31 protein-coding genes and 2 pseudogenes are annotated in these 25,956 nt (G+C 65.1%); 16 read left to right on the top strand and 17 right to left on the bottom strand.

Annotated elements, in window-relative coordinates; all coding sequences use genetic code 11:
* Positions 1 to 24: 24 nt before the first annotated feature.
* Together SCLO_RS12250 and istB are read left to right on the top strand one after the other, a co-directional pair.
* Positions 25 to 930 (top strand): annotated as a pseudogene (locus SCLO_RS12250) (Mu transposase domain-containing protein); the annotation flags it as partial.
* Positions 917 to 1,645 (top strand): IS21-like element helper ATPase IstB, encoded by a 729-nt coding sequence (gene istB, locus SCLO_RS12245; RefSeq protein ID WP_096362194.1) that lies wholly within the window; start codon positions 917 to 919, stop codon positions 1,643 to 1,645. The pseudogene SCLO_RS12250 and the gene istB, both read left to right, overlap by 14 nt.
* A 96-nt stretch (positions 1,646 to 1,741) precedes the next feature.
* Here the strand turns inward: istB and SCLO_RS12240 are convergent, their stop codons facing one another.
* From SCLO_RS12240 to SCLO_RS23910, 3 genes and pseudogenes are all read right to left on the bottom strand, one after another.
* On the bottom strand, positions 1,742 to 2,821 hold the full coding sequence (locus tag SCLO_RS12240; protein WP_197705093.1) for a tyrosine-type recombinase/integrase: 1,080 nt from the start codon (positions 2,819 to 2,821) through the stop codon (positions 1,742 to 1,744).
* A gap of 435 nt (positions 2,822 to 3,256) precedes the next feature.
* Positions 3,257 to 3,946 (bottom strand): LysR substrate-binding domain-containing protein, encoded by a 690-nt coding sequence (locus SCLO_RS12235; RefSeq protein ID WP_231923414.1) that lies wholly within the window; start codon positions 3,944 to 3,946, stop codon positions 3,257 to 3,259.
* A gap of 87 nt (positions 3,947 to 4,033) precedes the next feature.
* Positions 4,034 to 4,159: pseudogene (locus tag SCLO_RS23910) on the bottom strand (helix-turn-helix domain-containing protein); the annotation flags it as partial.
* A 139-nt stretch (positions 4,160 to 4,298) separates the two neighbouring features.
* Between SCLO_RS23910 and SCLO_RS12230 the strand changes: the two are divergent.
* The 3 genes from SCLO_RS12230 (at position 4,299) to SCLO_RS22940 (ending at position 5,651) form a co-directional block, all read left to right on the top strand.
* Positions 4,299 to 5,072: an SDR family oxidoreductase gene (locus tag SCLO_RS12230; RefSeq protein WP_066517776.1), complete on the top strand. Its 774-nt coding sequence runs from the start codon at positions 4,299 to 4,301 to the stop codon at positions 5,070 to 5,072.
* 68 nt (positions 5,073 to 5,140) lie between these two features.
* Positions 5,141 to 5,290, top strand: a complete 150-nt coding sequence (locus tag SCLO_RS23905; protein ID WP_231923224.1) for a hypothetical protein — start codon at positions 5,141 to 5,143, stop codon at positions 5,288 to 5,290.
* Positions 5,259 to 5,651, top strand: a complete 393-nt coding sequence (locus SCLO_RS22940) for a hypothetical protein (protein WP_123905492.1) — start codon at positions 5,259 to 5,261, stop codon at positions 5,649 to 5,651. Before SCLO_RS23905 ends, SCLO_RS22940 begins: the two co-directional genes overlap by 32 nt.
* 51 nt (positions 5,652 to 5,702) lie before the next feature.
* On the opposite strand, the gene SCLO_RS12220 is transcribed toward SCLO_RS22940, so the two are convergent.
* From SCLO_RS12220 to SCLO_RS12190, 8 genes are all read right to left on the bottom strand, one after another.
* On the bottom strand, positions 5,703 to 6,710 hold the full coding sequence (locus SCLO_RS12220; RefSeq protein ID WP_123905491.1) for an AraC family transcriptional regulator: 1,008 nt from the start codon (positions 6,708 to 6,710) through the stop codon (positions 5,703 to 5,705).
* Positions 6,711 to 6,935: 225 nt separating this feature from the next.
* On the bottom strand, positions 6,936 to 8,357 hold the full coding sequence (locus tag SCLO_RS12215) for an aldehyde dehydrogenase family protein (protein WP_066517785.1): 1,422 nt from the start codon (positions 8,355 to 8,357) through the stop codon (positions 6,936 to 6,938).
* Between the two features lie 128 nt (positions 8,358 to 8,485).
* Entirely contained in the window at positions 8,486 to 9,577 is a 1,092-nt protein-coding gene (locus tag SCLO_RS12210; RefSeq protein ID WP_066517787.1) for a zinc-binding dehydrogenase, read from the bottom strand.
* Between the two features lie 237 nt (positions 9,578 to 9,814).
* On the bottom strand, positions 9,815 to 9,886 hold the full coding sequence (locus SCLO_RS24290; protein ID WP_456154411.1) for a hypothetical protein: 72 nt from the start codon (positions 9,884 to 9,886) through the stop codon (positions 9,815 to 9,817).
* Between the two features lie 40 nt (positions 9,887 to 9,926).
* Positions 9,927 to 10,046 carry a DUF6429 family protein gene (locus tag SCLO_RS24525; protein ID WP_456154403.1) on the bottom strand — a complete coding sequence of 40 codons (120 nt, stop codon included), beginning with the start codon at positions 10,044 to 10,046 and terminating at the stop codon, positions 9,927 to 9,929.
* Between the two features lie 375 nt (positions 10,047 to 10,421).
* The gene (locus tag SCLO_RS12200; RefSeq protein WP_066517789.1) at positions 10,422 to 10,913 is read right to left on the bottom strand and encodes a Dps family protein; all 492 of its coding nucleotides are present in this window, start codon (positions 10,911 to 10,913) and stop codon (positions 10,422 to 10,424) included.
* A gap of 119 nt (positions 10,914 to 11,032) precedes the next feature.
* Positions 11,033 to 11,599, bottom strand: coding sequence for a TMEM165/GDT1 family protein (locus SCLO_RS12195; RefSeq protein ID WP_066517790.1), 567 nt, complete (start codon positions 11,597 to 11,599; stop codon positions 11,033 to 11,035).
* A 19-nt stretch (positions 11,600 to 11,618) separates the two neighbouring features.
* Positions 11,619 to 11,939, bottom strand: a complete 321-nt coding sequence (locus SCLO_RS12190; RefSeq protein ID WP_066517794.1) for a hypothetical protein — start codon at positions 11,937 to 11,939, stop codon at positions 11,619 to 11,621.
* 276 nt (positions 11,940 to 12,215) lie between these two features.
* On the opposite strand from SCLO_RS12190, the gene rpmG reads away from it, so the two are divergent.
* Positions 12,216 to 12,383 (top strand): 50S ribosomal protein L33, encoded by a 168-nt coding sequence (gene rpmG / locus SCLO_RS12185; protein ID WP_066517797.1) that lies wholly within the window; start codon positions 12,216 to 12,218, stop codon positions 12,381 to 12,383.
* A gap of 168 nt (positions 12,384 to 12,551) precedes the next feature.
* On the opposite strand, the gene SCLO_RS12180 is transcribed toward rpmG, so the two are convergent.
* Together SCLO_RS12180 and SCLO_RS12175 are read right to left on the bottom strand one after the other, a co-directional pair.
* The gene (locus tag SCLO_RS12180; protein WP_066517799.1) at positions 12,552 to 14,423 is read right to left on the bottom strand and encodes a PhoX family protein; all 1,872 of its coding nucleotides are present in this window, start codon (positions 14,421 to 14,423) and stop codon (positions 12,552 to 12,554) included.
* Between the two features lie 150 nt (positions 14,424 to 14,573).
* Positions 14,574 to 14,936, bottom strand: coding sequence for a response regulator (locus SCLO_RS12175; protein ID WP_174521962.1), 363 nt, complete (start codon positions 14,934 to 14,936; stop codon positions 14,574 to 14,576).
* A gap of 69 nt (positions 14,937 to 15,005) precedes the next feature.
* On the opposite strand from SCLO_RS12175, the gene SCLO_RS12170 reads away from it, so the two are divergent.
* From SCLO_RS12170 to SCLO_RS12150, 5 genes are all read left to right on the top strand, one after another.
* Complete coding sequence (locus SCLO_RS12170; RefSeq protein WP_066517801.1) at positions 15,006 to 15,290, top strand: DUF3572 domain-containing protein; 285 nt, start codon at positions 15,006 to 15,008, stop codon at positions 15,288 to 15,290.
* Positions 15,287 to 15,940, top strand: a complete 654-nt coding sequence (locus SCLO_RS12165; protein ID WP_066517803.1) for a hypothetical protein — start codon at positions 15,287 to 15,289, stop codon at positions 15,938 to 15,940. The genes SCLO_RS12170 and SCLO_RS12165 overlap by 4 nt, the downstream gene beginning before the upstream one ends.
* Entirely contained in the window at positions 15,940 to 16,404 is a 465-nt protein-coding gene (locus SCLO_RS12160; RefSeq protein WP_066517809.1) for a RidA family protein, read from the top strand. Before SCLO_RS12165 ends, SCLO_RS12160 begins: the two co-directional genes overlap by 1 nt.
* 73 nt (positions 16,405 to 16,477) lie before the next feature.
* A complete protein-coding gene (locus tag SCLO_RS12155; protein WP_231923413.1) occupies positions 16,478 to 17,116 on the top strand; it encodes a glycerophosphodiester phosphodiesterase family protein in 639 nt (212 codons plus the stop codon).
* Positions 17,109 to 18,242 (top strand): GNAT family N-acetyltransferase, encoded by a 1,134-nt coding sequence (locus SCLO_RS12150; protein ID WP_066517813.1) that lies wholly within the window; start codon positions 17,109 to 17,111, stop codon positions 18,240 to 18,242. Before SCLO_RS12155 ends, SCLO_RS12150 begins: the two co-directional genes overlap by 8 nt.
* Positions 18,243 to 18,248: 6 nt before the next feature.
* Here SCLO_RS12150 and SCLO_RS12145 read toward each other — a convergent pair whose 3' ends face one another.
* The gene (locus tag SCLO_RS12145; protein ID WP_066517815.1) at positions 18,249 to 18,545 is read right to left on the bottom strand and encodes an SEL1-like repeat protein; all 297 of its coding nucleotides are present in this window, start codon (positions 18,543 to 18,545) and stop codon (positions 18,249 to 18,251) included.
* Between the two features lie 204 nt (positions 18,546 to 18,749).
* Between SCLO_RS12145 and SCLO_RS12140 the strand changes: the two genes are divergently transcribed.
* Positions 18,750 to 20,012: a multidrug effflux MFS transporter gene (locus tag SCLO_RS12140; protein WP_066517817.1), complete on the top strand. Its 1,263-nt coding sequence runs from the start codon at positions 18,750 to 18,752 to the stop codon at positions 20,010 to 20,012.
* 5 nt (positions 20,013 to 20,017) lie between these two features.
* On the opposite strand, the gene SCLO_RS12135 is transcribed toward SCLO_RS12140, so the two are convergent.
* Positions 20,018 to 20,893, bottom strand: a complete 876-nt coding sequence (locus tag SCLO_RS12135; RefSeq protein WP_066517819.1) for an MJ0042-type zinc finger domain-containing protein — start codon at positions 20,891 to 20,893, stop codon at positions 20,018 to 20,020.
* A 170-nt stretch (positions 20,894 to 21,063) separates the two neighbouring features.
* Here SCLO_RS12135 and ftsE point away from each other — a divergent pair, with 170 nt between their 5' ends.
* From ftsE to SCLO_RS12115, 4 genes are read left to right on the top strand one after another with little or no spacing between them, the layout of a single operon-like run.
* Entirely contained in the window at positions 21,064 to 21,777 is a 714-nt protein-coding gene (gene ftsE, locus SCLO_RS12130) for a cell division ATP-binding protein FtsE (protein ID WP_066517824.1), read from the top strand.
* Positions 21,774 to 22,679: a cell division protein FtsX gene (locus SCLO_RS12125; RefSeq protein WP_066517826.1), complete on the top strand. Its 906-nt coding sequence runs from the start codon at positions 21,774 to 21,776 to the stop codon at positions 22,677 to 22,679. The genes ftsE and SCLO_RS12125 overlap by 4 nt, the downstream gene beginning before the upstream one ends.
* Positions 22,676 to 23,206 (top strand): YdcF family protein, encoded by a 531-nt coding sequence (locus tag SCLO_RS12120; protein WP_066517828.1) that lies wholly within the window; start codon positions 22,676 to 22,678, stop codon positions 23,204 to 23,206. The genes SCLO_RS12125 and SCLO_RS12120 overlap by 4 nt, the downstream gene beginning before the upstream one ends.
* Before the next feature lie 5 nt (positions 23,207 to 23,211).
* Positions 23,212 to 23,907 carry a lysophospholipid acyltransferase family protein gene (locus SCLO_RS12115; RefSeq protein WP_066517829.1) on the top strand — a complete coding sequence of 232 codons (696 nt, stop codon included), beginning with the start codon at positions 23,212 to 23,214 and terminating at the stop codon, positions 23,905 to 23,907.
* Between the two features lie 7 nt (positions 23,908 to 23,914).
* On the opposite strand, the gene SCLO_RS12110 is transcribed toward SCLO_RS12115, so the two are convergent.
* Together SCLO_RS12110 and hisC are read right to left on the bottom strand one after the other, a co-directional pair.
* Positions 23,915 to 24,820, bottom strand: a complete 906-nt coding sequence (locus tag SCLO_RS12110) for a prephenate/arogenate dehydrogenase family protein (RefSeq protein ID WP_066517831.1) — start codon at positions 24,818 to 24,820, stop codon at positions 23,915 to 23,917.
* A gap of 2 nt (positions 24,821 to 24,822) precedes the next feature.
* A complete protein-coding gene (gene hisC, locus SCLO_RS12105; protein ID WP_066517832.1) occupies positions 24,823 to 25,920 on the bottom strand; it encodes a histidinol-phosphate transaminase in 1,098 nt (365 codons plus the stop codon).
* Positions 25,921 to 25,956 lie beyond the last annotated feature (36 nt).

Below are 25,956 nucleotides of genomic sequence, written 5' to 3'. Positions count from 1 at the left end.
AGGGAATTTTAGATGCCCACTTTTGCGGAATCTTCGGTGCCCGTTGACAAGGAGCGTGTGTTCAACCGCCGCTTCCTGATCATGACCGATCATTACATGGTCGAGCCGACCGCCTGCTCGCCGGCGGCGGGATGGGAGAAGGGCCAGGTCGAGCAGCAGGTCCAGACGATCCGAGGCCGCTTCTTCCAGCCGCGACTCCGGTTCGCCAGCCTGGCCGAGCTCAACGGGTGGCTGGAGGCCGAGTGCCGGCGCTGGGCCGAGCATCATGCCCATCCCGAACGCGGGGATATTACCGTCGCCGAGGCGCTGGATATGGAGCGACCGGCCCTGCAGCCGATCCTGGCACCGTTCGACGGCTTCCATGAGAGCGAGCATGCCGTCACCGGCACCTGCCTCATCAGCTTCGATCGCAACCGCTACTCGGTCATGTCGACGGCCGCACGCCGGACCGTTCAGGTGCGCTCCTATGCCGATCGCATCGTCATACGCTGCGGCGATGCGATCGTCGGGGAGCATGAGCGCCACTTCGGTCGGAACCGCACGATATACGATCCCTGGCATTATCTGCCGGTCCTCGCGCACAAGCCCGGCGCGCTGCGTAACGGCGCACCGTTCCAGGACTGGGATCTGCCGCCCGCCCTGCACCGATTACGGCGAAGGCTCGGCACCGGGGACGAGGCCGATCGCAGGTTCGTGCGGGTCCTCTCGGCGGTGCTCACCGATGGCCTGGAGCCGGTAGAGGCTGCCGTGCGCGAAGCGTTGGCGAACGGAACGGCCAGCGACGAGCTGATCCTCAACATCCTCTCCCGGCGCCGCGAGCCGGCGACACCCCACAGCATCGTCACTTCGGAAGACCGGATGCTGCAGCATCCTCCGCTCGCCGACTGTGCCCGCTATGATCTGCTGCGAGGCTATGATGCAGCGGCATGATATGATCGACACGATGCGCGGCCTCGGACTCAAGGGCATGGCGGCGGCGTTCGACGAGGCGGTCACCACCGGCCTCCAGCGCAAGCGCACCACCATGGAGATACTGACCGACCTGCTCCGTGCTGAGGCGACCCACCGGGATGCAGCCTCCATCCGCTATCGGATGACGGCTGCGAGGCTGCCCGTGGTGAAGGACCTGGAGCGGTTCAGCTTCGAGGGCACACCGATCAATGAGGAGATGATCCGCTCCCTTCACGATGGCTCCTTCCTCCCGCCTCGCCGCAATATCGTGCTGGTCGGCGGCACGGGGACAGGCAAGACCCACCTCGCCATCGCGATCACCGCCAATGTCGTGCGAAGGGGCGCTCGCGCCCGCTACTTCAACACCGTCGATCTGGTGACACGCCTCGAAGAGGAGACCCGGATCGGCAAAGGCGGGACCCTGGCGGCGCAGCTGTCGCGGCTCGATCTGATCGTGCTCGACGAGCTTGGATATCTGCCGTTCGCACGCTCGGGAGGGCAGTTGCTGTTCCACCTCATCAGCAAGCTTTATGAGCGCACCAGCGTCATCATCACCACCAACCTTGCCTTCGGCGAGTGGCCTACCGTCTTCGGGGATCCCAAGATGACTACGGCGCTGCTCGACCGCGTCACCCACCACTGCGATATCATCGAGACGGGCAACGACAGCTGGCGCTTCAAAAACCGCAGCTGACCGCTACCTTCGGCGCCTTCAAAAATCTATCTTGCGCTGCGCGCGCCTCCGGTCGGGCTACGCCCGCCCTCCGCCGCACGCAGCGCAAGGCCATCTTCAACAAACCAACATCATATCCGAAAAAGGGGGTCCCTCTTCGACGCCGATCGGGGGTCCCTTTTGAACGCCGTTTGACACTTTCATCCGACGAAGCAGCATGGTCATGGCCATACCGGACATTTTCCCGCCCTTGATCGCCGGGAACAGCCATTCCTTGCGCAACTCTTGCGTAGACTTCAAAATCTCTACCGCGCGGGGGGGCAGTGGCACGCGATGTTCCTTGCCCGCCTTCATCCGGCTGGCCGGGACGGTCCAGATTGCCTTTTCCAGATCGACTTCATCCCACGTTGCCCCGATCACTTCCCCAGTGCGGGCGGCAGTCAGGATAGTAAATTCCAGCGCTAGTGCCGCGACGGCCTTTCGCTTGCACAGCGCGCCAACAAAGGCGGGGATCATCTCATAGGGCATGGCCTTGTGATGACCGCGCGTAAGCCGGGAACGAGCGGGCAGAATTTGCGCGATATGACCGCGCCATCGGGCCGGATTTTCGCCTTCGCGGTATCCACGCGCCTTGGCGGCATCAAGGATCGTTTCCATGCGCCCTCGCACGCGGCTGGCGGTCTCGGCCTTGGCTTTCCAGATCGGCTCAAGGATTTGCAGAACATGTGGGGTAGCCACTTCAGCAACGGCAAGGTCCCCGATCACCGGATAGACATAGGTGGCCAGCGTGTTCTTCCATTGCTGCCGGTGCTTGTCATTGCGCCAGCTTCCCTCATTCGCGCCGATGTAAGTTTCCGCCACGGCCCTGAACGTGATGCCCGCAACCTGTGCCGCCTGAGCAGCCGCAAGGGCCTCAGCGGCCTCCCGCTGGCGTTCCTCAAGGGGATCAATCCCCCTCTTCACCTTGAGGCGCAGCGCGTCGCGGGCATCGCGGGCGTCGGCAAGAGAAATACCATCCGGTCCCGCCGGGCCAAGGCCAATGTCGTGTGACTTACCGTTGAGCATGAAACGATAGACCCATGACCGGGCACCGCTTTCCTTCACCAGCAAATGCAGACCACCACCATCGGCATGACGACCGGGCTTTGCATTCTTCACCGCCAAGGGGGTGAGTACGTTGCTGAGCTTCTTCGGCATAATGGCTCCCTGTAGGAACCAAATCTGTCCAAAGATCACCCAGAGGCATCACAGGCAGATCGTTCCCAAAACCGTTCCCCGATAATAGCGCGGTTTTATGGGAACGCAATGAGACTCATTCGGACGGATGAAAGGATGCTCCTTCACAAAAATCAACAATTTACTGAGAAATATTGGTAGTATCTGAATGCGATTGGATACTAGTTAGGCGGACTCCATCTCCGCCAGACATCGCTGATTGCCGCACAAATAATCCAGCTATATCTATTGTTATCAGCTAGATAGTAACTTCCTGAGTAGTTGCGCTTCTGGCTGAGGTTCCCGCACGCCCTGCCAACTTGCCCCATTCTGTCATTAAAAGACCCATTTAGCCGCCGATTTCCCTCTGGTACCGGACAAACGTCGTCATCGTCGATCCGTCTTCCCTGTGGCCGCCTATTCCAACAGTTGCCGCTTGAGCAGCGCTTCGAGCCAATCGGCAAAGACCTGAAGCCGGTGCGAGAGATGCTGCCTGTGCGGATAGAGCAAGGTCATCTGCAGTGGCTCGGCGCGATGATCCGGCATCACTTCGACCAGTTCGCCTGCCTGGAGATGGGCGCGCACGTCGTAAGCCGGGATCTGGATTAATCCGAGACCGGCCAGACAACAGGCGATATAGGCCTCGGCGCTGTTGACGGTGACACGCCCGCTCAGCAGCTTCGTGCGAAGCGCGTCGTTTTCGATCCACTCCCAGTCTTCGACCCGTCCATTGGAGGGAGACGCGTAATTGACGGCCCAATGGTGCGTGAGATCGTCTGGTATGTGCGGCGTTCCATGAAGGTCCAGATAGGCGGGACTGGCGACATTGATCAGCGGCAGCTTGCCGATCGGCCGCGAAATCAGACCGGAATCGCTTAAAGGTCCCACCCGGACGACACAGTCGACGCCGTCCTCTATCAGGTCCACGGCGCGATCGGTCACGCCGAGATCAATGTCGATCTTGGGATACATATCGAGAAAGCCCGGAAGCGCCGGTGCAATGACAAGGCGCCCGATCCGCCCGGGAACATCGATCCGCAGCTTGCCTGAAGGTTGGGCAGCTGTCTGCCGGAACAGGTTTTCGGTCTCCTCGACGTCGGCGATCACGCGTTGGCAGCGCTCGTAGAAGGCGACGCCGTCCTGCGTCGGCGAAACCCTGCGCGTGGTGCGGTTGAGCAGCCGAGCGCCGACCCGCCCCTCCAGCGCCTGGACCGCCGCCGAAACCGAGGACCTTGGTACGGCGAGCGTATCAGCGGCGCGAGTGAAGCTTGAACAGTCGACGACTCGGATGAAGATGCGGAAAAGGTCGATCCGATCCAAGAGGCAGCCTTCCTGATTGTGCCGCTTTCCTGACAAGTGATGTTAGAATGATCGGCTTTATCGCCTGCCACTAGACGATATGCTTGCCGAACGAAAGCGGTCGCCGGTGTGGCCGTGAAGCGGCAAAGGAGGCCACCCCATGACCGACCACAGCATCAAAGGCAAAACCGTCATCATCGCCGGCGGCGGGAAGAATCTGGGCGGGCTGATCGCCCGCGATCTCGCGGCGCATGGCGCGAAAGCGATCGCCATCCATTACAACAGCGCGGCGTCCAAGGCCGAAACCGATGCGACAGTAGCCGCAGTGAAAGCGGCGGGAGCCGAGGCGATCCCCATACAGGCAGACCTTGCCACAGCAGGCGCCGTTGAGAAGTTGTTCGCGGATACGGTCGCCGCCATCGGTCGTCCGGACATCGCCATCAATACGGTCGGCAAGGTGCTGAAGAAGCCGATCGTCGAGATATCCGAAGCGGAATATGACGAGATGAGCGCGGTTAACGCCAAGACAGCCTTTTTTTTCATCAAGGAAGCGGGCAAGCACCTCAACGACAACGGCAAGCTGGTGACGCTCGTTACCTCGCTACTCGGCGCCTTCACGCCCTTCTATTCGAGCTATGCCGGCACCAAGGCCCCCGTCGAGCATTTCACGCGGGCGGCTTCCAGGGAGTTCGGCGAGCGCGGCATTTCCGTGACGGCGATCGGGCCTGGCCCGATGGACACACCCTTCTTCTATCCGGCCGAAGGCGCCGACGCCGTCGCCTATCACAAGACCGCAGCGGCTCTGTCCGGCTTCTCGAAGACCGGCCTCACCGACATCGAGGATATCGTCCCCTATATCCGCTTCATGGTGTCGGACGGCTGGTGGATGACCGGCCAGACCATCCTCGTCAATGGCGGCTACACCACGAAGTAAGGCCAGATGGACGGTCTGCTACGGCGGCCGTCCGTCCGTTCAATGTCGCGACACAGGGGAACGCGCTCATGCATATGCTGTTGGTCATCGTCGACGGCATCGTCCTGCCCGGTATGTTTTCCCTGTTCGGGAAACTCCGGGGCGGCGATGTCATTGGTAATCGCATCGCGCGTTGGCGTAAGCCGGATGACGCTTTCCCGTCACTTCGCGGATCGTAAGCTTCCCGGCATTGCGATCTTCAAGGACAACATTGCAAATCTCGACGCGCTGCCGAAAGACTGGGCGGGCGATGACGAGGGATATCTTCTCTTCCTGAACCACCGGCCTGAACTCTGCGGGCACGGCAAAACTGAGCGAGCTTCGCCGCTCCCTCGCCACGATCGCCGCTCCGTTGCTGGTGAGGGCGAAGGCGCGCGGTCTGGTGCGCCCGCACATGCAGGTCGCCGTCTGTCGCCGTTGCCAGACCTTCTTCCCGGAGCCCTGCGCAGTCTCGACAAGGATCGGCGATTGCAGCGCGCCCGCCGAGCCCCTGATCTGCCGCTCGACGGCGTGAGAGGAAGGCCAGGCGACCGCGCGTGATTTGCATGAGGGGGGCATGCGCGTAACAGGCCGCTGCCATCCCGCCGTACCTCATTGCAACGTTGCTGATCCCGATTGCGGCCCCCCGATCACCGGAAACCCTTCGTCGAAAAACTCTCGATCGGAGAAGGTAATGGATCGGATGTCGCGTTTGGGTGGAGCGCCGAACAGGCGACGATATTCGCGATTGAACTGCGTCGCGCTCTCGTAACCGACCCGATGGGCGGCCAGACTCGCGTCCATCCTGTCATTGATCATAAGTCGGCGCGCCTCGTGCAAGCGCAACTGCTTCTGATATTGAAGCGGACTCATCGTGGTGAGCGCACGGAAATGATGATGAAATGTCGACTCGCCCATGCGGGCGATTTCCGCCAGATCCTGAACGCGCAACGGCTCGACGAAATGATCGCGAATCCAGCGGATCGCCTTCGAGATGCCATTGGTTCGCGTTCCGACCTGCACCGCCTGACGCAGGCGGCCGCCCACAGGGCTCGTCAGCAGGCGGAACAGGATTTCCCGCTGGATGGACTGCGCCAGAAAAGGTGCGTCCTGCGGCGTCTCGATCAGATCGACCAGATTCATCGTCGCCGCAGCGAGCGGCATGGTCACTGGACCGAGCACCAGGCCGGCATCTTCCGCTGAACCTTCCCCCCGATGCGTGTCCATCTCCGTCATCAGCGAGCGGGCGAGTTCCAGATCGATCTTCTGCATGATGCACATGTAGGGATGTTCGTCCGATGCCTGTAAAACCTGCATCACCGTAGGCAGGTTGACGGCCGTCAGCAGAAAATGGGACTGATCGTAGGCGTAAGTCTCATCGCCCAGGACAACGCGCTTCATCCCCCGGACCGTGAACGTGAACGAAGGCTCGAAGAAATACGACTTGGGTCCGAACGGGGATGTTTGCCGATGTACGGATAGCCCGGATATGCAAGTGTCGCTTGACGGCCTTTGTCCCAGATGACGGGTTATGACCTGGGCCATCCGTTCACGAATGGCCTCCAGCAAAGCCCCGTTGACATCCTTGTTCCATGTTTGGTTAGACATTTTCTCGCTCAAGCCTCTATGAGCGCAACGCCCATATCGTTGGAACCTCCGCTTTCATCCTCTGAGATAGTGAGCTCGGCCGGTCGATTGTAGATGAGCATGCAAATTGCCCGATCCTGTTGCGAGTGGCGGTGAGCCCGGCGGCCGCCGCGGCACTTACAGACCTCGTGTGATCTACCTGCATACCGGCGGAAGGTACCCGGGTCGAGAGATTGTCTCGGCCCGGGCGCGGCAATTTCAGGCAACCGCATATGTCTTGATGTTGGAGAAGGCGTCCATGCCGCTCAACCCGAGTTCCCGACCGACGCCGGATGACTTGGTTCCTCCGAACGGAATCTCGATCGGCGCGCCGAGATATTGGTTGATGCCGACCATGCCGGTGTCGAGCGCTTGCGCAACACGGCGAGCCTCATCGAGATCCTGCCCATAGACGGTGCCACCGAGGCCATATTTGGTATCGTTGGCGAGGGCGATGGCGGCGTCCGCGTCCGGCACCCGGAATATGAGGCCCAGGGGGCCAAAGGCTTCCTCGTAGTAGAGGCGCATGTCGGGCGTGATGCCGGTCAGCACGGCGGGCTTGAAGAAGGCGCCTTCGCCCGCCATCCGGCCGCCCGGCAGGAGCACTGTTGCGCCCTTGTCGATCGCGTCCTGGTATTGCGCCTGAAGACCGTCGGCGGCGGCAAGGCTCGACAACGGACCAAGTGTCGTCTCGGCATCGAACGGATCGCCGACCTTCTGACTGGCGAAGACCTCAGTGTATTGGCGGATGAAGTCGTCGGCGACCTTCTCGGTGACGATCACGCGCTTCGGCGAAACGCAGACCTGGCCTCCCAGGGCAAGGCGGCAGACCGCTCCCATCCCCGCTGCCGCCGCGATATCGGCGGAATCAAGCACGATGAAGGCGTCCGACCCGCCGAGTTCAAGCACCGCCGGCTTGATGTTGCGACCGGCCTGTTCGCCAATCGACGCGCCGGCGCGATCAGATCCTGTGAGCGTCACGGCCCGGACGCGCGGATCGGCGATGAAGCTTGATATCTGCTCGCGAGAGGCGAGCGCCGTCTGATAGACGAACGGGGGGAAGCCGGCTTCTGCGAACAGTTCGTCGAGGATCAGCGTGGTTCCCGCAACGATCTCGGCCGGTTTCAGGATTACAGTATTGCCCACCATCAGGTTTGGCGCGATGGCGCGAACCGCCTGATAGACCGGGCCGTTCCAGGGCTCGATGGCGACGACGACACCGATCGGCTCGCGACGTGTATAGACCTTTGAAAAACCGGCCAGGGCGACATCCGTGCCCGCCAGCAGCTTCTCGGCGTGTTCGGCGTAGTATCGCAGGATCGCCGGGCCGAGTTGAGCTTCCATCTTCGACTGCGCCAGCGGCTTGCCCATGTCGATCGTCACTTGGCGGGCGATCCGGTCGAGATTGGCGTCCAGAAGGTCGGCAAGGGTGAGGAAGAGCTCGACGCGACGCGCCACCGGCTGTGAGCGCCAGGATGAAAACGCCTCGTCGGCGCGCGAAAGCAAGGCATCCGCCTCGGCGTCCGCGAGCGTTGGGAAGACCTTCACCAGTTCACCGGTGGCGGGGTTGAACGTGCGGTAGGCGTCGCTCGACGTCTCGGACGTCGATGGGGTCGCCTGTTTTGATTGATGATCGTCCATATCTGATGTCTTCCCTGGTATTGCCCTGGTTGGCGTGGCGTAACGGGTTGATTGGGCGGGGCGGCGGTCTGAGCCGCCCTCTATGTTGAAGCGCGCGATCCGCTCCGATTTTCGATCGTCGCCTGGTCTCAGAAGCGGGTGATGACGGAGCGAATGCCCTCGCCATGCTTGAGCTGCTCGTAGGCGGCGTCGATCTCATCAAGCGCGATTTCCTGGGTGACGATTTCATCGAGCAGAAGCCGCCCGTCGACATACATGTCCGCGTAATAGGGAATGTCGCGCTTGAGGTGGGTCGAGCCCATCAATACCGGCTTGACCGTTTTGCGCCCGAGCAGCATCTCCATCGAGGTCGGCAAGGTGATCGCGGAGCCAGGCTTTCCCATGCCGACCAGCATGGCCGTGCCTCCGGGGCACGCGGCTTCGACGGCCTGCTGTTGCGTTGCGGGAAGGCCGATCACCTCGAACGCATAATCGACACCCGCCCCGGTAATCGCGCGGATCGCCTCGACAGGATCGGTTTTGCCCGGGTTGACGACGTGGGTCGCGCCGAAGCGCCTGGCGCGCTCCAGCTTGGCGTCGACAAGATCGACGGCGACGATGATCGACGCCCCCGACAGCCGGGCGGCGTTGATGGCGTTCAGACCGACGCCGCCCGTTCCGAACACCGCCACGGTGTCGCGCGGCCTGACCTGGGCGCTGTTGATGACGGCGCCCGCGCCCGTGACCGTCCCACATCCAAGGACCGCAGCTTGTGGAAATGGAATGGTCTTGTTGACCACGGCGAGCTGGTTTTCATGCACCAGGACCTGTTCCGCGAAACCGCCGACGCCGACGAACTGGTAGACAGGTCCATCCGGGCCGGAAAGCCGCGGCGCTGCGTCAGGCGCGCGCAATGTGGCGTTTGGATTGGTGCATTCGAACGTCCGGCCGCCAAGACAGGCGACGCACCGGCCGCAGAACTGGATCAGACAGGCCACGACATGATCGCCGACGGCGATGTCCGTCACCTGCGGCCCCACCTGAAGCACGACGCCGGCCACCTCGTGACCGAGAACGGCCGGGAACGGAAAACCGAAATCCGATTCCGCAACGGTGAGGTCGGTGTGGCAAAGCCCCGACGCCTTGACCTCGACCAGAACCTCCCGCCCCTGCGGTTGATCGATCTCGATCTCCACGACGGTGAAGCCCTGGCCCGGCCCCTTGCAGATTGATGCTTTCACGATGGTTCCTCCTGGCAAGCGTTCATGATCGTTGAACCGGTTGCAAGAACACCCAACCATCGGGCCTTTCTCCTGCAACAGATTGTCAGGAATTAATCTGGCAAGCAACGCAGGGGCTTTTTAGCCCGATTTTGTCTAATTATTGCCCGATCCTGTCGCGCACGCCGTCTGTTATGAACGACGGCAGGGGCGAAGTTCCACCAGGTCGCCAACCTCTGTGTTGTTATGGGCGGCCATCTACTCGGACTTGTGGAACAGCGCTCGGAAAAGATGCTCCGACCGCTTGATGCCCGCGTCGGTCAACATCACGGATTTCGCATTGCCGATCGGATTGCTGATGAAACCCTTCTCATGCAGCCGGTTTCATCGCGTCCCAATCGAAGCTCTTCCATGATCGGCCATCCCGGTCGAGTGAAAGGAAAAGCAGTGCAAGGATTGCATCGTCGATTTCGTCCTTGTCGATTTCCATAGTTCTGGGTCGGAAGAAAGGAGACCGCACCTTAAAGACCGTAGAATTTCATGCTCATGTCTATTTTACAGAGTCATGGAGGGCTATGGAGTAGATATAGTTCTCATCGCTATCCCGCACGGCCCGCCAAAATTCCCTTCAAAAACGGTCGTTTACGGGGATGGCTTGTGCGATCCTCCCACAATCTACCCCTTAAAATGATGGTATCGGAAGACTAAGGCGGACGAATCGGCCCCATAGTTCCGCACGGGCGCAGGCAAGCGTGCCGGCATGGCGTGGATGACGTCGGCTGTCCGCAGGGCAACGCCTCTCCATGAAAAGAAACGCCCTCCGGCGCGGGCAGGAGGGCGTTTCTTCCGTTTTGGCGGTTCGGGCTCAGGCGTTGCGGCTGGCCTCGAACAGGAACCAGGCGCGTTCCTCGGCCTGGTCGGTCCAGTCGTCGACAATGCCTTCGGTGGCGTTGTCGCCTGCGGCGGCGGCGGCCTCCTTGGCGGCGCGGAAGGCTTCGACCAGCTTCAGATTATCCTCGCGCAGTTCCTTCAGCATGGCGACGGGATCGACGAAATCGGCGTCATTGTCCTTCAGCGTCTGATGGCGCGCAATGTCGCCGATGGACCGCAGCGTGGTGTTGCCCGTCTTGCGCACCCGCTCGGCGATCGCGTCGGTGGTACCCAGAATCTGCGCGGCCTGATCGTCGAACATCAGGTGATAGTCGCGGAAATGCGGGCCGGACACATGCCAGTGGAAATTCTTGGTCTTGAAATACAGCGCATAGCTGTCCGCGAGCACGCCGTTCAGCGCTTCCGCCACCGATTTGGTCGCGTTGCTCTTGAGGTCGGTCGGAGTCTTGAGATCGGCAGCAGTCATGCTTGTTCCTCCTGTTGGCGGATGATTTCGCACATATAATGACTCACGGCGGCGAAGGTGCCATAAAAAGCGACCGGAACGGGTGAGAAATTATCGCTCACACTGATGGAAAAGCGCGATCAGAGCAGGGCCAGCGCCGACAGCGCCATGATCGCGCCCGCCAGCAGCAGCACTCCGCCGCCGCACAGGCGGATGGCGCGAACCGGCAGGGCGGCGAGCAGCCGGCCGCGCAGTAGCACGACCGGGACCGAAGCGGCGATGATGCCGATCGCCCCCCCGATGGCGGCGAGCGCCGGATCGGCGGTGCGGGTGGCAAGGCCCAGGATCAGGAATTGCGGCCCGTCGCCCAAGCCCAGGATGAAGAGCCCCAGCGCCGTGGTCAGGAACGCGCCGATTTTCCACCCGTCCAGCGGATCGGGCGCTTTCGCCCGCCAGAGCAGGCCGAAGCCCAGGAACAGCAGGGACAGCGACAGGAAGAGCAGCCGCGCGTCGGACCCCAGCATCGGCCCGATATAGGCGCCCGCCGCCGCGGAGATGGCGGCATTGGCGCAGGCCGCGACGACGATCCCGGCGATCACCGCGCCATCGCGGTTGAATCGCGTCGCGAGCGCGAGCGCGAGAAGCTGGCTCTTGTCGCCCACCTCGCCGATCAGGCAGCCGAGCAGGGCGATCAGCAGCGCATCCATCGCCCGCGTCGACTCCGGTTCAGGCGCGCAGCGGCGTCACGGATGCCGGCGCGGGCCGCATCGCGGCCATGCCGACGGGCGGCATCTCCGCAAGGATGGCGTCGCGCAGGAAGTCCAGATAGGACAGCACCACCGGCCCCAGCCCATGCAGCGACAGCGCCGATTCGAGCGTCCCGGCCAATCCTTCCACCGTGTCGATGTGGAAGGCGCGCGCGATGTGCCGGATCTGGTCCACCTCGTCGTGAAAGCGCGGCGCGGAAAGATGCCCGCGCTGCCCGGCCACGCCGTCGACCCGCCGCAGCAGGTCGGAAAGAATGGCTTGCATCGGATCATGTCGCATGGAGAAGACTCCCCTGTCCTGTCGCTCCGAAGGCCATGCTGCGCCTGTTCCGGTTAACGCCGCGTAAAGCAGGGGCGCCCGCCATGCGGATCGGCATGGGAGGAAGATGGGGAGCGGAGGGCGGATTTGCGAGGGGCCGGCAGGCGGGAAAAGGCCGCTGTCCTGGCGCGCCCTCCCTTGACATGCGGCCGAATCTGCCGCATGGGCGGCCACTGAAACGGGGCGGTCCCATGGGGCCGCTTTTCTTTTTCACGAGATTCACAGGACTTTAGGGCCATGGCCAAGCCAGCAACTGTCAAGATCCGCCTCGTCAGCTCGGCTGACACCGGTTTCTTCTACGTCACCAAGAAGAATCCGCGCACCCAGACCGAGAAGATGAGCTTCCGCAAATATGACCCGGTCGTGCGCAAGCATGTCGAGTTCAAGGAAGCCAAGATCAAGTGATCGCGCGGGCGGCTCCCGCGCCGCCCCGGTCATGACGATCCGCTTCGCGGCGGACGTCCGGAGGAAGAAGAGGCCCGTCCCACCAGGGAACGGGCCTTTCCTTGTTGCTGCCGGATGGATGGAAGGAGAGAGGAGGGAACGGGCAAGGCCGTCCCCCCTCCGGCTCCGTCACGCGCCGACCGGCTTGTCGTCGCTGCGGCGTACGACGATGGTCGAGGAACGCGGTTCCTGGCCGGCAACCGGCCAGTCGCCGGTCGGATGCTGGATATTGATGAAGAAGGTCTTGAGGTCGGGCGTATAGGCGATGCCGGTGATCTCGCAGCCTTCCGGACCGACCAGGAACCGCTTCGATTCCTTGCTGGTCCGGTCGACGTAGAACATCGCATTGTGGCCGAACACATCCTCGATGCTCTTGCCGTCCACGCCCGATTTGCCGGGGATGGAGTGGTCGGTCTGCACCCACAGGCGGCCCTGCGGGTCGATGCGGATGCCGTCGGGGCTGGAGAAGGTGTCGCCCTTGATGTCGCCCACCAGATTGTCGCCCCCCGAAGCCAGCGAGGGATCGCCCGCCAGCAGGAAGATTTCCCAGCTGAACTTCATGGCGAGCGGCGAATCGCCCTCTTCCTTGAACTTGATGATATGACCGTGCAGGTTGCGGACGCGCGGGTCGGCCGGGATGGTCGACTGGCGGCCGCTATTGTTGGTCAGCGTCACGAAGATGGCGCTGTTGTCGGGCGCGACCGTGATCCATTCCGGCCGGTCCATGAGCGTGCCGCCCGCGACGCGCGCGGCGGACTGGCAGTTCACCAGAATGTCGGCCTGGTTGCGGAAATCGACCGTCGTGGGCTCCGGCGGCGTCGGGCTCTGGCTGACCTTGCCCGGATCGGACGCGCCAAGGTCCAGGCCGTTCTGTCCCTTCGCCAGCGCCCGCCATTCGCCCGTGCCGTCCGCGTTGAAGCGCGCGACATAGAGCGTGCCATAGTCCAGCATCCCCATATTCTGCCCGCGATTATTGGCGCTGTAGGCATCGTTGCAGACGAATTTGTAGATACAGCCCGGCGTCGAATCGTCGCCCATATAGAAGGCGACGCGGCGGTCGGCGTTCGTCATATGCGCGACATTTTCATGGCTGAACCGGCCGAGCGCGGTGCGCTTGGTCGGCGGGGCGAGTTCCTGCAACGGGTCGATCTCCACCACCCAGCCGTAATTTTCCTCCGGCTGCGTGGGATCGAGATAATTGTCCGTCGTCTCCTCGCAGGTGAGATAGGTGCCCCAGGGGGTACGGCCCGACGAGCAGTTGTTGAGCATCCCCTTGATCGTGCTCGACAGCAGGCCCGCGGCGGGACCGCCCGCGCGATAGCTGCTGTTGCCGGTATAGCGCTTGTTATATTTGGAGTCGGCCTTCACCGCCCATTTGCCGTCCGAACCCTTGGCGATTTCGACCACGCCGATGCCCACGGCGGACAGCGCCAGCTTCTTCTGGTCCGCGCTCGCCGTTGCCGGGTCATAATCGCCGGACATCAGGATATTGAAGTCGGGCAGTTCGAAATTGATCGCCAGCAGGCCGCCCTTGTTGGGATCGACGCCGGACAGTTCGAAATATTCCATGCCGTCATGATTGCCGCCGGCCCATTTCTCGGCATCGGCGGGCGTCGGGTAGCTGCCCGAATAGGGCGTGCCCGGCTCGATCGAATCGCCGGCCTTCAACAGCACCTCGACGGTATAGCCGTTGGGCACCGTCACCGTGTCCTCCATGCTCGCCGCGACAGGCTCGAAGGCGATGCCATAGCTGGGCGTGGGGGTTGGCGTCGGGGTCGGCGTCGGCGTGGGCGTCGGCGTGGGGCTGGCGTCGTCATCGTCGTCGCAGGCGGCAAGCCCGCCCAGCATCGGCAGCGCGACGAGGCCCAGCAGGCCGTTCTTGAGGATGGAGCGGCGCGCCGGATTGGCCGCCACGATATGTTCCAGGCTGTTTTCGCCGCCGGTGATGCGCGGCTGCGCGTCGCGATAAGGCGCGCGCGCCTCGTCCGTCAGATGAGACATGGATATACCCCTGTGCTGTTTCCGGGCCGTCGGCCCTTTGCCGCGTCCCTTGATGGGCGGGGTGGCAGACGGGGATGACAGGCACGCTTCGGGACGAAGGCAGCGGCATGACCGTCCCGTGACGGTTATGCGACGGGTGGGGCGCGGCGCTTACAGCAGCGCGTTCACCTGCTCCACGAAGCGCAGCACGGAAATGGGCTTGGACACATAGGCGTCGGCGCCTGCCGAGCGGATGCGGTCCTCGTCCCCCTTCCCGGCATAGGCGGTGACGGCCATGATCGGCACCGGCGACAATTCCCCGTCCGCCTTCATCGAGATGATGAGGTCGACGCCGCTCACATGGGGCAGGTGGATGTCCATGATGACCAGGTCGGGGCGGAAGTCCCGCGCCTGCCGCAACACGTCGCGCCCGTCGCGCAGGGGCATCACCTCATGCCCATGGGCGCGAAGCAGGTCGCAAAAAAGTTTGAGATTGAGTTCGTTGTCCTCGACAACGAGCACGCGCTTTGCCACCAGTCACCCGCGTTTCCGAAAAATTCCGTGGAAACGTCATAGCCCCGAAAGCCGCGCAGAGAAACCGTCATGCGACCCGATATCCATCATGGCAGGCAGGACAATGCCGATGCACCCACGCTGGCGCTGATGGCGCTTGCCTGGACGGTGGCGGACGAGCGGCGGGCGGACCGGCTGCTCGCGCTGACGGGGCTGGACGCGGACGCGCTGCGGGCTGGGGTCGGCGATCCGGGCGTGCTGGGCGCGGTGCTCGCCTTTCTGGCCGATCATGAGCCGGACCTGATCGCCTGCGCGCAGGCCCTTGAAACCACGCCGGATATCCTGATCGCCGCGAAGGAGGAACTCGGCCGATGACCCGTCCCCTGATCATCACCGACTGCGATGAGGTGCTGCTGCATATGCTCGTGCCGTTCCGGCAGTGGGCGGACGAGGCGCACGACCTGCATTTCGATTTCAAACGGCTGAAATTCGCCGACGCGCTGCGGCACAAGGAAAGCGACGAGCCGGTGACGCAGGAAATCGTCTGGACGATGCTGACCGACTTTTTCGACCATGAAATGCACCGGCAGCAGCCGATCGACGGTTCCATGGCGGCCATGGCCCGCCTGTCGGCCATGGCCGATATCGTCGTCCTCACCAATATCGACGAGCGGCACCGGCAGGGACGGGTGGACCAGCTGGCGGGGCACGGCCTCCACGTCCCGGTCTTCTGCAACCATGGGCCCAAGGGGCCGCCGCTGGCGCGGATCGTCGCGGATCGCAGCCCGACGGTGGCGCTGTTCATCGACGACATCGCCGAACATCACGCCTCCGTCGCCGAACAGGCGCCGGGCGTCTGGCGCCTGCACATGGTGGGCGAACCGGAACTGCGCGACCGGATACCGCCCGCCGGCATGGCCCATGCCCGGATCGACAGTTGGGCGCAGGCTGAGGCGTGGATCGCCGCCCGCCTTGCGGAAGGCCCCGCGCCGCACGATAATTCCCTCAGCCATGGAGCCGAATGATGAGCATTGAAGCCCGCCTTGCCGAACTGGGCATTGTCCTGCCTCCCGCCGCCGCGCCGGTCGCCGCCTATGTCGCGGCGGTCGAAGCCCATGGCCTGCTGCACATCTCCGGGCAGATCGCGCTATCCGACGGGCAGCTCATGACCGGGCGTCTGGGCGATACCGTCAATCTCGATTACGGCGTGCGCGCCGCGCGGGCCTGCGGCCTCAACCTCATCGCGCAGATGAAGGCGGCGCTGGGCAGCCTCGATCGGGTCGAACGGATCGTGAAGCTGGGCGTCTTCATCAGCAGCGCGTCGGATTTCAGCGACCAGCCCAAGGTCGCGAACGGCGCGTCCGAACTGATGGTCGAAGTCTTCGGCGATGCGGGCCGCCATGCGCGCAGCGCCGTGGGCGTGCCGGTGCTGCCGCTCAATTCGGCGGTCGAAATCGATGCGGTCGTCCTTGTCCGGCCCGAAGCCTGACCGCCGCGCCTTCCTGACCGCCCGTCCCTTCGCCCATCGCGGGCTGCACGGGGCGGGGGTCAGCGAAAACGGCATGACGGCCTTCGACGCCGCCATCGCGGGCGGTTACGGCATCGAATGCGACGTCCGCCTCAGCCGCGACGGCGTGGCGATGGTTTTCCACGACGCGAAGCTCGATTGGATGACGGCGGCGTCCGGCCCGGTCGCGGAACGCGGCGCGGCGGAGCTGGAGAGCATCGCCCTGCGCGACGGCGGCGGCGTGCCGCGCCTCTCCACCCTGCTGGATCGATGCGCGGACGGCACGCCGCTGCTGGTCGAGATCAAGATCGACCATGGCCGGGACATCGCCCCGCTCTGCGCGGCGGTGGCCGATGCGCTGGCCCGTTCCTCCGCGCCCTCGGTGGCGGTCATGTCCTTCCACCCGCTGGCGATGCGCTGGTTCGCGCGTCACGCGCCCGATGCCGTGCGCGGGCTGGTGGTGACGCAGCAGGACAAGCCGAAATGGCGCGGCTGGATCGAGCGGGCCCTTGCGCTGGCGCTTGCGCGACCCGATTTCATCGCCTGTGACATTCGCGACCTGCCATCGCCCTTCGCCGCCGCCTTCCGCCAAAGGGGCCTGCCCGTGCTGACATGGACCGTCCGCAGCGCCGCCGACCGCGCCCGCGCCGCCGCCCATGCCGACCAGATCATCTTCGAGCGCGTCGATGGCTGAGATGGTCGCGCGCGTGGTGGAAGGCGTGGCGACCCTGCCTCGCGATGAATGGGATGCCTGCGCCGGAGCCGCCAATCCCTTCGTCAGCTGGGATTTCCTGTCGGCGCTGGAAGAGTCCGGCAGCGTCGGGCTGGACACCGGCTGGCAATCGCTGCCGCTGCTGATCGACGGAGCGGACGGGCGCATCGCCGCCGCCGCGCCAGTCTACGCCAAATCGCACAGCCAGGGCGAATATGTGTTCGATCATAGCTGGGCCGACGCCTGGCAGCGGGCGGGCGGCGATTATTATCCCAAGCTCCAGATCGCCTCGCCCTTCTCCCCCGTCCCCGGACCGCGCCTGCTGCTGCGCGACGCGGCGCTCGCCCCCGCGCTGATCGCGGGGATCGAAACGCTGGTGGAGCGCAACGGCCTGTCGTCGGCCCATGCGACCTTCGTCGAACGGGAGCAGGTGCCGCTGTTCGAGGCGGCGGGATGGCTGATCCGCGAGGACAGCCAGTTCCACTGGACCAACCATGGCTATCGCGATTTCGACGACTTCCTCGTCAGCCTGTCCAGCGCCAAACGGAAGAATATCCGCAAGGAACGCGAGCGCGCCGTCAAGGGGCTGAAGATCGTCCACCTGACCGGCGAGGACATCCGCGAGGCCCATTGGGACATGTTCTGGGACTTCTACCAGGACACCGGCGCGCGCAAATGGGGCCGTCCTTACCTCACCCGCGCCTTCTTCTCCCTGCTGGGGGAGAGGATGGCGGATCGCGTGCTGCTGATGCTGGCGCTGCGGGACGGGACGCCGATCGCGGGCGCGCTCAACCTCATTGGCGCGGACACGCTCTACGGCCGCTATTGGGGCTGCACGCAGGAGGTGCCGAACCTCCATTTCGAACTATGCTATTATCAGGCCATAGACGTGGCCATCGCCCGGGGTCTTTCCCGCGTGGAGGCGGGCGCGCAGGGCGGGCACAAGCTGGCGCGGGGCTATGCGCCGCAACCGACCTTTTCCGCGCATTTCATTCCGAACGCCGGTTTCCGCCGCGCCGTGGCGGACTTCCTCGCCGCCGAGCGCCGCGAAGTGCAGCGCGACCGGCTCTGGCTGAACGAACATATGCCGTTCAAGAAGGAAGGCTGAAAAGGATCAGGCGGCGCGAAGCTGCGTCGCGGCGATCCAGGCGCGGGCCTGGCGCTGCGCCTCGGCGATCTCGCGCGCGGTCATTTCCTCGGCGATTTCGGCGCGCATGGTCTGTCCTTCCTCGCTGCCGTTGAGCGCGGCGAGGTTGAACCATTTATGCGCCTCGACCAGATCGATGGGCATGCCGCCCGTGCCGCAGCTATAGGCCACGCCCAGTTCGAAACAATCTTCCGCTGACCCGCGCGCGGCGTCCGCCAGACGGCTTTCCATCAGGAACCGCGCGCTCTTGATACCATTCGCCATAATCGACCTCCCCCCTCGAAGGATTGGACCCAAACGGTTTGCAACAGGAGGGAAACTGGACCGGCAGGGGATAAAAAATGGTTAACGCCATTGTCGCGCATCGCTTTTTCCGTCCGATGCGATCGGCGCTTTCACGGTTAACGCCCCCTTCGCCGGGGGCAGATAAAGGTGGCGCGGCCCGCCGATTGTCCCCATAGGCCGTCCATGACCCAGACTCCTCCGGAAAACATGGCGGCGCCTTCCAAAGACATGCATTTCCGCGAATTCGTGCTCCTGTGCGCCTGCCTGATGGCGATGAACGCGCTGTCGATCGATCCGATGCTGCCTGCCTTGCCGGACATCGGGCGGGATCTCCGCATCCCCCATCCCAATGACCGTCAGCTCATCATCAGCATGTATTTCCTGGGCCTGGGCGTCGGGTCGCTGCTGTTCGGCATCCTGTCCGACCGTTATGGACGCAAGCGGGTGCTGGGAAGCGCGATGGCGCTGTTCATCCTGTCCTCCGTGGCCTGCGCGGGGGCGCACAGCTTTGCCATGCTGCTGATCGGACGGACCTGCGCGGGCTTCTTCGCCGGGGCCAGCCGGGTCATCACCGTGAGCATCATCCGCGACCGTTTCCGCGGGGATGCGATGGCGCGGGTCATGTCGCTGATCTTCGCGGTGTTCATCCTGATCCCGGTCATGGCCCCCGGCATGGGGCAGGCGATCCTCTGGATCGCGCCATGGCGGTGGATATTCTGGACGCTGGCGCTGCTGGCGGCCATGGTCCTGCTATGGATGCTGGCGCGCCTGCCCGAAACGCTCAGGCCAGAAAACCGGATCGCCATCAGCGCCCGCAATGTGCTGCGCGGTGTGGGCGGGATCATCACCCATCGCAGCGTGATCGGCTATATGCTGGCGAGCGGCGTGGCCATGAGCGGCCTCATCGGCTTCATCCTGTCGGTGCAGCAGATCATGTTCGACACGTTCGATGCGCAGGCGATCTTCCCCGTCGCCTTCGCCGTCATGGCGGGCAGCATGGGGCTGGGCAGCCTCATCAACAGCCGTCTGGTGTCGCGCTTTGGCGCGCGGCGATTGAGCCAGGGCGCATTGATCGCCTTCATCCTGATCTGCGCCCTGCATGTCGGGGTCATCAAGGCGGGGTGGGAAAGCCTGCCTGTCTTTCTGGTGCTGCAATCGCTGACGATGCTGAGCATCGCCTTCACCGCGTCCAATTTCAGCGCCATTTCGATGGAGCCATTTTCGAAAGGCGCGGGCATCGCCTCTTCCTTCCAGTCCTTCCTGACGACGGCAATCTCGGCGACATTGGGCAGCCTCATCGGCCTTGCCTATGATGGAACCGTGCTTCCGCTGGCGCTGGGCATGGCCTGTTTCGGCTGCGCGGCGCTGGCCATCGTCTTCTGGGCGGAGCGGGGCCAGCTGTTCACCCGCCCCGGTCATCATGCCCTGCGCCAGATCGAGATCTGACCCTTTTACTGCACGAAGGTCAGCGACAGGTTTTCGGCGTTCTTGGGAATGTCGATCCGGCTTTCATTGATCGACGCTTCCTCGCCGGGCTTGAGCCGAGCCTTGTCCGCCTTGGTCGTCCAGCTGAAGACGAGGCGGTTCTGGCGGTCGCGCAGTTGCACCAGCACCGGCGGCACGGGCAGCGCCTGCTTGCCGCTGTTCACGATCCGCGCGCCGAAGGCGAAATATTCCTCGCCGGTGGGCAGCTTGCGCCGTTCGGCGGGCTTGGAAAGATAAAAGAGCAGGTCGGGATCGCTCTCGTCCGGGGCAAGGCCCAGGCTCACGGCCCAGCTGGGCGCGCCGAAATAATATAGGGCGCCGCCTGCCGCCGCGACGGCCAGGCAGAAGGCGATAGCGGCGTAAGTCGCCAGCTTGAGCGGATTGCGGCGCGGCTTGAACGGCGGGGCGGCATCGAACTGGCTCTGCCCGGCGGCTTCGGCCGGCGCGCGCCCATGGACGGGGTCGAAACGATTGTCCGGCGCGGCATAGGCCGGGGCAGGCGGCGGCGCGGCCTGTTCGTCCGCCGGTCCGGCCTCGGCGGCGTCTTCGGTCACGGGAGGTGTAACGGACTGCTGCTGCTCCGCCTGCGCCTCGGCGGACGCGGGGTCCGGTTCGGGCGGAGCGACCGGCGGGGGAGGCGGCGGCGGCGCTGCGGCGGCCGGCGGCTCTTCGCGCAGGGCGGGTGCGGGCGGGGCGGGCGCTTCCTCGCGCGGCGGAAGGGCGGGACCGTCCTGAAACCAGCTATGCTTGCAGGCGGCGCAGCGGACCTGGCGGCCGTTCGGGCCGACGGCGCTGTCCGGCACGATATAGCGCGTCGCGCATTGGGGACACAGCAGGATCATTCCGCTTCATAGCCATGGCTTCGACTCGCGCGCAAGCGGTCAAAACCGGCGGGCGGCATCGATCGCGACTCGCGCGGTGGCGCGGCGCGGGCTTTACGGCGGGCCGCCCGCTGTGCCATGGCTGCATGTCAGGGGCACAAGGGAGCGCGCGAGCGCCGGTTTTTCAGATCATGTCGGCCATCGTCCAGTTCGAAAATGTCGGCCTGCGCTACGGGCTGGATAGCGAAACGCTGTCCGACATCAGCTTCACGCTGCACGGCGGCGGCTTCTATTTCCTGACCGGCGCGTCGGGCGCGGGCAAGACGTCGCTGCTGAAGCTGCTCTATCTGGCCCAGCGGCCCAATCGCGGCGTCATCCGCCTGTTCGGGGAGGATGTGGTGACGCTGCCCCGCAAGCGCCTGCCCGGCTTCCGCCGCCGCATCGGCGTCGTCTTCCAGGATTTCCGCCTCGTCCCCCATTTGTCGGCCTATGACAATATCGCCCTGCCCCTGCGCGTCGCGGGCATGGAGGAGGGCGAGGTCGACGCCCCCGTGACCGAAATGCTGAACTGGGTGGGGCTGGGCGACCGGGGACAGGCGCGGCCCGCGACCCTTTCGGGCGGGGAGCAGCAGCGCGTCGCCATCGCCCGCGCCGTCATCGCCCGGCCGGAGATACTGGTGGCGGACGAGCCCACCGGTAACGTCGATCCCGACATGGCGAGCCGCCTCCTCACCCTGTTCGAGGCGCTCAATCGCCTGGGCACCACCATCGTCGTCGCGACCCACGACCTGCCGCTGATGGGGCAGGTGGCGGGCGCGCAGATGATGCGGCTGGACAGGGGACGGCTGGCGGACCCGACCGGCGCGCTGCGCTATCCGCCCCGTCCGCAGGGCCATGGCGGATGAGCGGGCGCATGGATCGCCGCGCCGCCGCAGCAGCACGCCACCGCCTGCTGCCCGAAGGCCGGGTCGCGGGGCCGATGCCGTGGATCATCGCGATCATGATGTTCCTGACCGTGCTCGCCGCCGCCGCCGGCCTGGGGCTGGGCGCGGCGGTCCGCTCGATGAGCGCGGACCTTGCTGGGCGGGCGACGGTGCAGATCGTGGAAGCCGATGGGCCAGCGCGCGAACGCCTGAGCGCACGCGTCGCGCAGGCCTTGCGCGGCGCGGACGGCGTGGCGGGCGTCAAGCCCGTCGATCCCGCCGCGCTGTCGGACCAGCTCCGCCCCTGGCTGGGCGAGGATGCGTCGAGCGGCGACCTGCCTATCCCCGCCCTGATCGACGTTACCCTGACCGCAGGGGAGGCGGATGCGAAGGTGAACCGCCTGCGCCGCCTGCTTTCCGGCCTGTCGCCCAAGATCCGGGTCGAACCCCATGCCGCCTTCCTGCTGCCGCTCGCGGGGCTTTTGTCCGCGCTCGGATGGCTGGCGGTCGGGATCGTGCTGCTGATGGCGCTGGCGACCGGCGCGGTGGTGGTGCTGGCGGCGCGCGGGGCGCATGACAGCCATCGCGGCACCATCGAGGTGCTGCACCTCATGGGCGCGACCGATGTGCAGATCGCCCGCCTGTTCCAGCGGCGCATCGCGCTCGACGCCATGCTGGGCAGCCTGCTGGGCTTTGTCATCGCCGCCGGCGTCATCCTGCTGCTGGGCGCGCGGCTGATCGCGACCGGATCGGAACTGCTGGGCGCGGTGCATCTGCCGTGGAGCAGTTGGGCGGTGCTGGCCGCGCTGCCGGTGGGCGGCGTGCTGCTCGCCATGCTGGCGGCGCGCTGGACCGTGCTGCGGTCGCTGGGACGGCTGCTGTGATCGTCCGGCTCCTCGCCGTGTCGATCCTGGCGTGGATGCTGGGTTTCGCCTGGTTCGCGATCTTCCTGCCGCGCCCGATGGACGGCAGGCCGACCGACGCCATCGTCGTGCTGACCGGCGGGGCGGGGCGCATCGACCGGGGCCTCGCGCTGTTGCAGGAGGGCGCGGCCAAGCGGATGCTGATCTCCGGCGTCGACCGTTCCGTCCGCCCGGCCGAACTGGCGGCGGAGTACAAGACGCCGGAAGAACTCTTCACCTGCTGCATCACGCTCGGCCGCGAAGCCATCGACACGCGCTCCAACGCCATCGAAACCGCCCGCTGGCTGGAGCGGCGCGACTATCGCACCGTGCGGCTCATCACGACCGACTGGCACATGCGCCGTTCCGCGCTGGAATTGCGGCAGGCGCTGCCGGGGCGCGTCACCATCGTCTACGACGCGGTGCCCAGCCGCCCCAGCCTCACCGTGCTGGCGCGGGAATATAATAAATATCTGCTGCGGCGCGCCGCCGCGCTGATCGGCATCTGACGGCCATGATCGTCATCACCGCCCTGCGTTCCCTCGCCTTCCTCCTCGTCTTTTACGGCGGATCGCTGCTGTTCGTGCTGACGGCGATCATCGCGCACTGGATCGCGCCCCGCGCCGTCCTGTCCGTCGCGGCGGCGTGGAGCCGCTTCCATCGCCGCTGCGTGCGCTGGTTGCTGGGGCAGAGGGTGCGGGTGGAGGGCGATCTGCCGCAGGGGGCCTATCTCTACATCCTCAAGCATGAATCCATGTTCGAGACGATCGACCTGCTCTGCCTGTTCGATCGCCCCGCCATCGCGGCCAAGCGCGAGCTGCTCGACATACCGCTCTGGGGCGGGCTGGCGCGCGATTATGGCCTGCTGCCGGTGGAGCGCAGCGCCGGGGCCAGCGCCCTGCGCGCCCTGCGCGCCGCCGCGCGGCAGGCGAATGCGGCAGGCCGCCCTATCTGCCTCTTCCCCGAAGGCACCCGCGTCCCCCATGGGGAAGCGCCGCCGCTCCGCGCCGGTTTCGCGGGGCTCTATGCGATACTGGGCCTGCCGGTCGTTCCCATCGCGGTGGACAGCGGACGCCTGTCCCCGCGCGGCCGTTTCCTCAAGCGCTCCGGCATCATCACGTACAAGGTGGGGGAAACAGTCCCCCCCGGCCTTCCCCGCAAGGAAGCCGAGGCGCGGGTCCATGCCGCGATCAATGCGCTGAACGCCTGACCCGATCCTAATGCTTGCGCCCGAAATCGGGCTTGGGATCGTCCTGCCCCTGCTCGATGATCGAGCGGCGGATGGCGCGGGTGCGGGTGAAGAGGTTGAACAGCGCATCCCCGTCGTCCCAGCGGATCGCCCGTTGCAGCGCGGACAGATCCTCGGAGAAGCGTTGCAGCATCTCCAGCACGGCATCCTTGTTGGCGAGGAACACGTCGCGCCACATGGTCGGATCGGACGCCGCGATCCGGGTGAAATCGCGGAAGCCGCCCGCCGAATATTTGATGACCTCCGACTGGGTGACATCCTCCAGGTCGCTGGCCGTGCCGACGATGGTATAGGCGATCAGGTGCGGCAGATGGCTCGTCACCGCCAGCACCAGGTCATGATGCGCCGGCTCCATCGTCTCCACCTCCGCGCCCACGCGCCGCCAGAACTCCGCCACGCGCTCGACCGCCGTGGGATCGGCCCCGGCGGGCGGGGTGACGATGCACCAGCGGCCCTGGAACAGCGTGGCGAAGCCCGCTTCCGGCCCGCTATTCTCCGTCCCCGCGACCGGATGCGCGGGAATGATCGCGTGCCCCGGCAGCGCCGCGCTGAGTTGCGCCAGCACATCGGCCTTGCACGATCCCACGTCGCTGACGATGGCGTCGCCGGGCAGGTCGTCGGCGAAATCCGCCGCCGCCGCGCCCATCGCCCGCACCGGCACGCACAGCACGACCAGATCGGCATCCGTCACCGCCGCGCCCGCCGTGTCGGCGATGTCGTCGCACAGGTCGATGGCCCGCGCCACGTCCCGCACCTGCGGGTCGGCGTCATGGCCCGTGACGCGCACCGTCGGCATATATTGCCGGATCGCGCGCGCCAGCGACGATCCGATCAGGCCCAGCCCGATGATGGTGACGCGCGCGAAGGGCAGCACGGTCAGGCCGCTTCCGCCATGGCGCGCAGCCTGGCCGCGACGATACGGAGCTGGTCTTCCGTGCCGATCGTGATGCGCAGGGCGTTCGCCATGCCCTGTCCGCCCAGCCAGCGCGTCGCGAAGCCTTCCTCCATCAGTCCCTTCATCGCCGCCTCCGCCGTCAGCCTGCCGTCGAAGAGGATCAGCAGGAAATTCGCCTTGCTCGGCACCGCGCGCAGGCCATGATTGGAAAGCGCCGCGACTTCATCCGTCAGCCATGCGCGCCACCGCCGGTTATGCGCGCGGCTGGCCGCGATCCAGTCCGCATCGCCGATGGCCGCCGCCGCCGCCGCCTGTCCGCCGCTGGTCACGTTGAACGGACCCCGGATCCGGTGGAGGATGTCCACCACCTCGGCGCTGGCATAGCCCCAGCCGATGCGCTCCGCGGCCAGCCCGTGAATCTTCGAAAAGGTGCGCGTAACCAGCACATTGGCCGCGCCCTTCGCCAGCTCCAGCCCGTCGTCATCCTCATCGGCTTCCAGATATTCGGCATAGGCCTGATCCAGCACCAGCAATATGTCGGGCCGCAGCCCCGCATGCAGCCGCGCGATCTCCGAACGCGGGGCCATGGTGCCGGTCGGATTGTTGGGATTGGCGACATAGACGATTTTCGTCCGCGCCGTCACGGCGGCGAGCAGCGCGTCCACATCGGTCGTATAGTCCCGGTCGGGCGCCACCACCGGCGTTGCTCCCACGCGCCGCGCCGCGATCTCGTAGACCGCGAAGGAATGGCGCGGAAACAGCACTTCGTCGCCCGGCCCGGCATAGCCGCTCGCGGCCAGATGGAGCAGCTCGTCCGACCCGGTGCCATAGACGACCCGCGCCGGGTCCAGCCCATGCGCCGCGGCGATCGCCTCGCGCAGCTTCGTCGCGGCGGGATCGGGATAGATGGCGAGGTCGGCGGCGGTGGCCGCCATGGCCTGTTTCGCCGCCGCGCAGGTGCCGAGCGGATTTTCATTGGCGGACAGCTTGATGAGCGGGCGGCCATCGTCGGACGCGGCCTTGCCCGGCACATAAGCGGAGATGCCGACTATCCATTCCTTGGGAGCAGGTTTCGTCATGGCGGCGGCTTTAGAGGGAATCGGAGCCGGATGGAA

This window comes from Sphingobium cloacae, assembly GCF_002355855.1.
Classification (GTDB): domain Bacteria; phylum Pseudomonadota; class Alphaproteobacteria; order Sphingomonadales; family Sphingomonadaceae; genus Sphingobium; species Sphingobium cloacae.
This window is presented reverse-complemented; position numbering and strand designations above follow the sequence as displayed.

Bases quoted from the DNA above. Each gene is read 5' to 3' on its own strand.
- istB (WP_096362194.1), top strand. From the start codon at position 917: ATGCAGCGGCATGATATGATCGACACGATGCGCGGCCTCGGACTCAAG.
- SCLO_RS12240 (WP_197705093.1), bottom strand. From the start codon at position 2,821: ATGCCGAAGAAGCTCAGCAACGTACTCACCCCCTTGGCGGTGAAGAAT.
- SCLO_RS12230 (WP_066517776.1), top strand. From the start codon at position 4,299: ATGACCGACCACAGCATCAAAGGCAAAACCGTCATCATCGCCGGCGGC.
- SCLO_RS23905 (WP_231923224.1), top strand. From the start codon at position 5,141: ATGCATATGCTGTTGGTCATCGTCGACGGCATCGTCCTGCCCGGTATG.
- SCLO_RS22940 (WP_123905492.1), top strand. From the start codon at position 5,259: ATGACGCTTTCCCGTCACTTCGCGGATCGTAAGCTTCCCGGCATTGCG.
- SCLO_RS12215 (WP_066517785.1), bottom strand. From the start codon at position 8,357: ATGGACGATCATCAATCAAAACAGGCGACCCCATCGACGTCCGAGACG.
- SCLO_RS24525 (WP_456154403.1), bottom strand. From the start codon at position 10,046: ATGGAAATCGACAAGGACGAAATCGACGATGCAATCCTTGCACTGCTT.
- SCLO_RS12200 (WP_066517789.1), bottom strand. From the start codon at position 10,913: ATGACTGCTGCCGATCTCAAGACTCCGACCGACCTCAAGAGCAACGCG.
- SCLO_RS12195 (WP_066517790.1), bottom strand. From the start codon at position 11,599: ATGGATGCGCTGCTGATCGCCCTGCTCGGCTGCCTGATCGGCGAGGTG.
- SCLO_RS12190 (WP_066517794.1), bottom strand. From the start codon at position 11,939: ATGCGACATGATCCGATGCAAGCCATTCTTTCCGACCTGCTGCGGCGG.
- rpmG (WP_066517797.1), top strand. From the start codon at position 12,216: ATGGCCAAGCCAGCAACTGTCAAGATCCGCCTCGTCAGCTCGGCTGAC.
- SCLO_RS12180 (WP_066517799.1), bottom strand. From the start codon at position 14,423: ATGTCTCATCTGACGGACGAGGCGCGCGCGCCTTATCGCGACGCGCAG.
- SCLO_RS12170 (WP_066517801.1), top strand. From the start codon at position 15,006: ATGCGACCCGATATCCATCATGGCAGGCAGGACAATGCCGATGCACCC.
- SCLO_RS12165 (WP_066517803.1), top strand. From the start codon at position 15,287: ATGACCCGTCCCCTGATCATCACCGACTGCGATGAGGTGCTGCTGCAT.
- SCLO_RS12160 (WP_066517809.1), top strand. From the start codon at position 15,940: ATGAGCATTGAAGCCCGCCTTGCCGAACTGGGCATTGTCCTGCCTCCC.
- SCLO_RS12155 (WP_231923413.1), top strand. From the start codon at position 16,478: ATGACGGCCTTCGACGCCGCCATCGCGGGCGGTTACGGCATCGAATGC.
- SCLO_RS12150 (WP_066517813.1), top strand. From the start codon at position 17,109: ATGGCTGAGATGGTCGCGCGCGTGGTGGAAGGCGTGGCGACCCTGCCT.
- SCLO_RS12145 (WP_066517815.1), bottom strand. From the start codon at position 18,545: ATGGCGAATGGTATCAAGAGCGCGCGGTTCCTGATGGAAAGCCGTCTG.
- SCLO_RS12140 (WP_066517817.1), top strand. From the start codon at position 18,750: ATGACCCAGACTCCTCCGGAAAACATGGCGGCGCCTTCCAAAGACATG.
- SCLO_RS12135 (WP_066517819.1), bottom strand. From the start codon at position 20,893: ATGATCCTGCTGTGTCCCCAATGCGCGACGCGCTATATCGTGCCGGAC.
- ftsE (WP_066517824.1), top strand. From the start codon at position 21,064: ATGTCGGCCATCGTCCAGTTCGAAAATGTCGGCCTGCGCTACGGGCTG.
- SCLO_RS12125 (WP_066517826.1), top strand. From the start codon at position 21,774: ATGAGCGGGCGCATGGATCGCCGCGCCGCCGCAGCAGCACGCCACCGC.
- SCLO_RS12115 (WP_066517829.1), top strand. From the start codon at position 23,212: ATGATCGTCATCACCGCCCTGCGTTCCCTCGCCTTCCTCCTCGTCTTT.
- hisC (WP_066517832.1), bottom strand. From the start codon at position 25,920: ATGACGAAACCTGCTCCCAAGGAATGGATAGTCGGCATCTCCGCTTAT.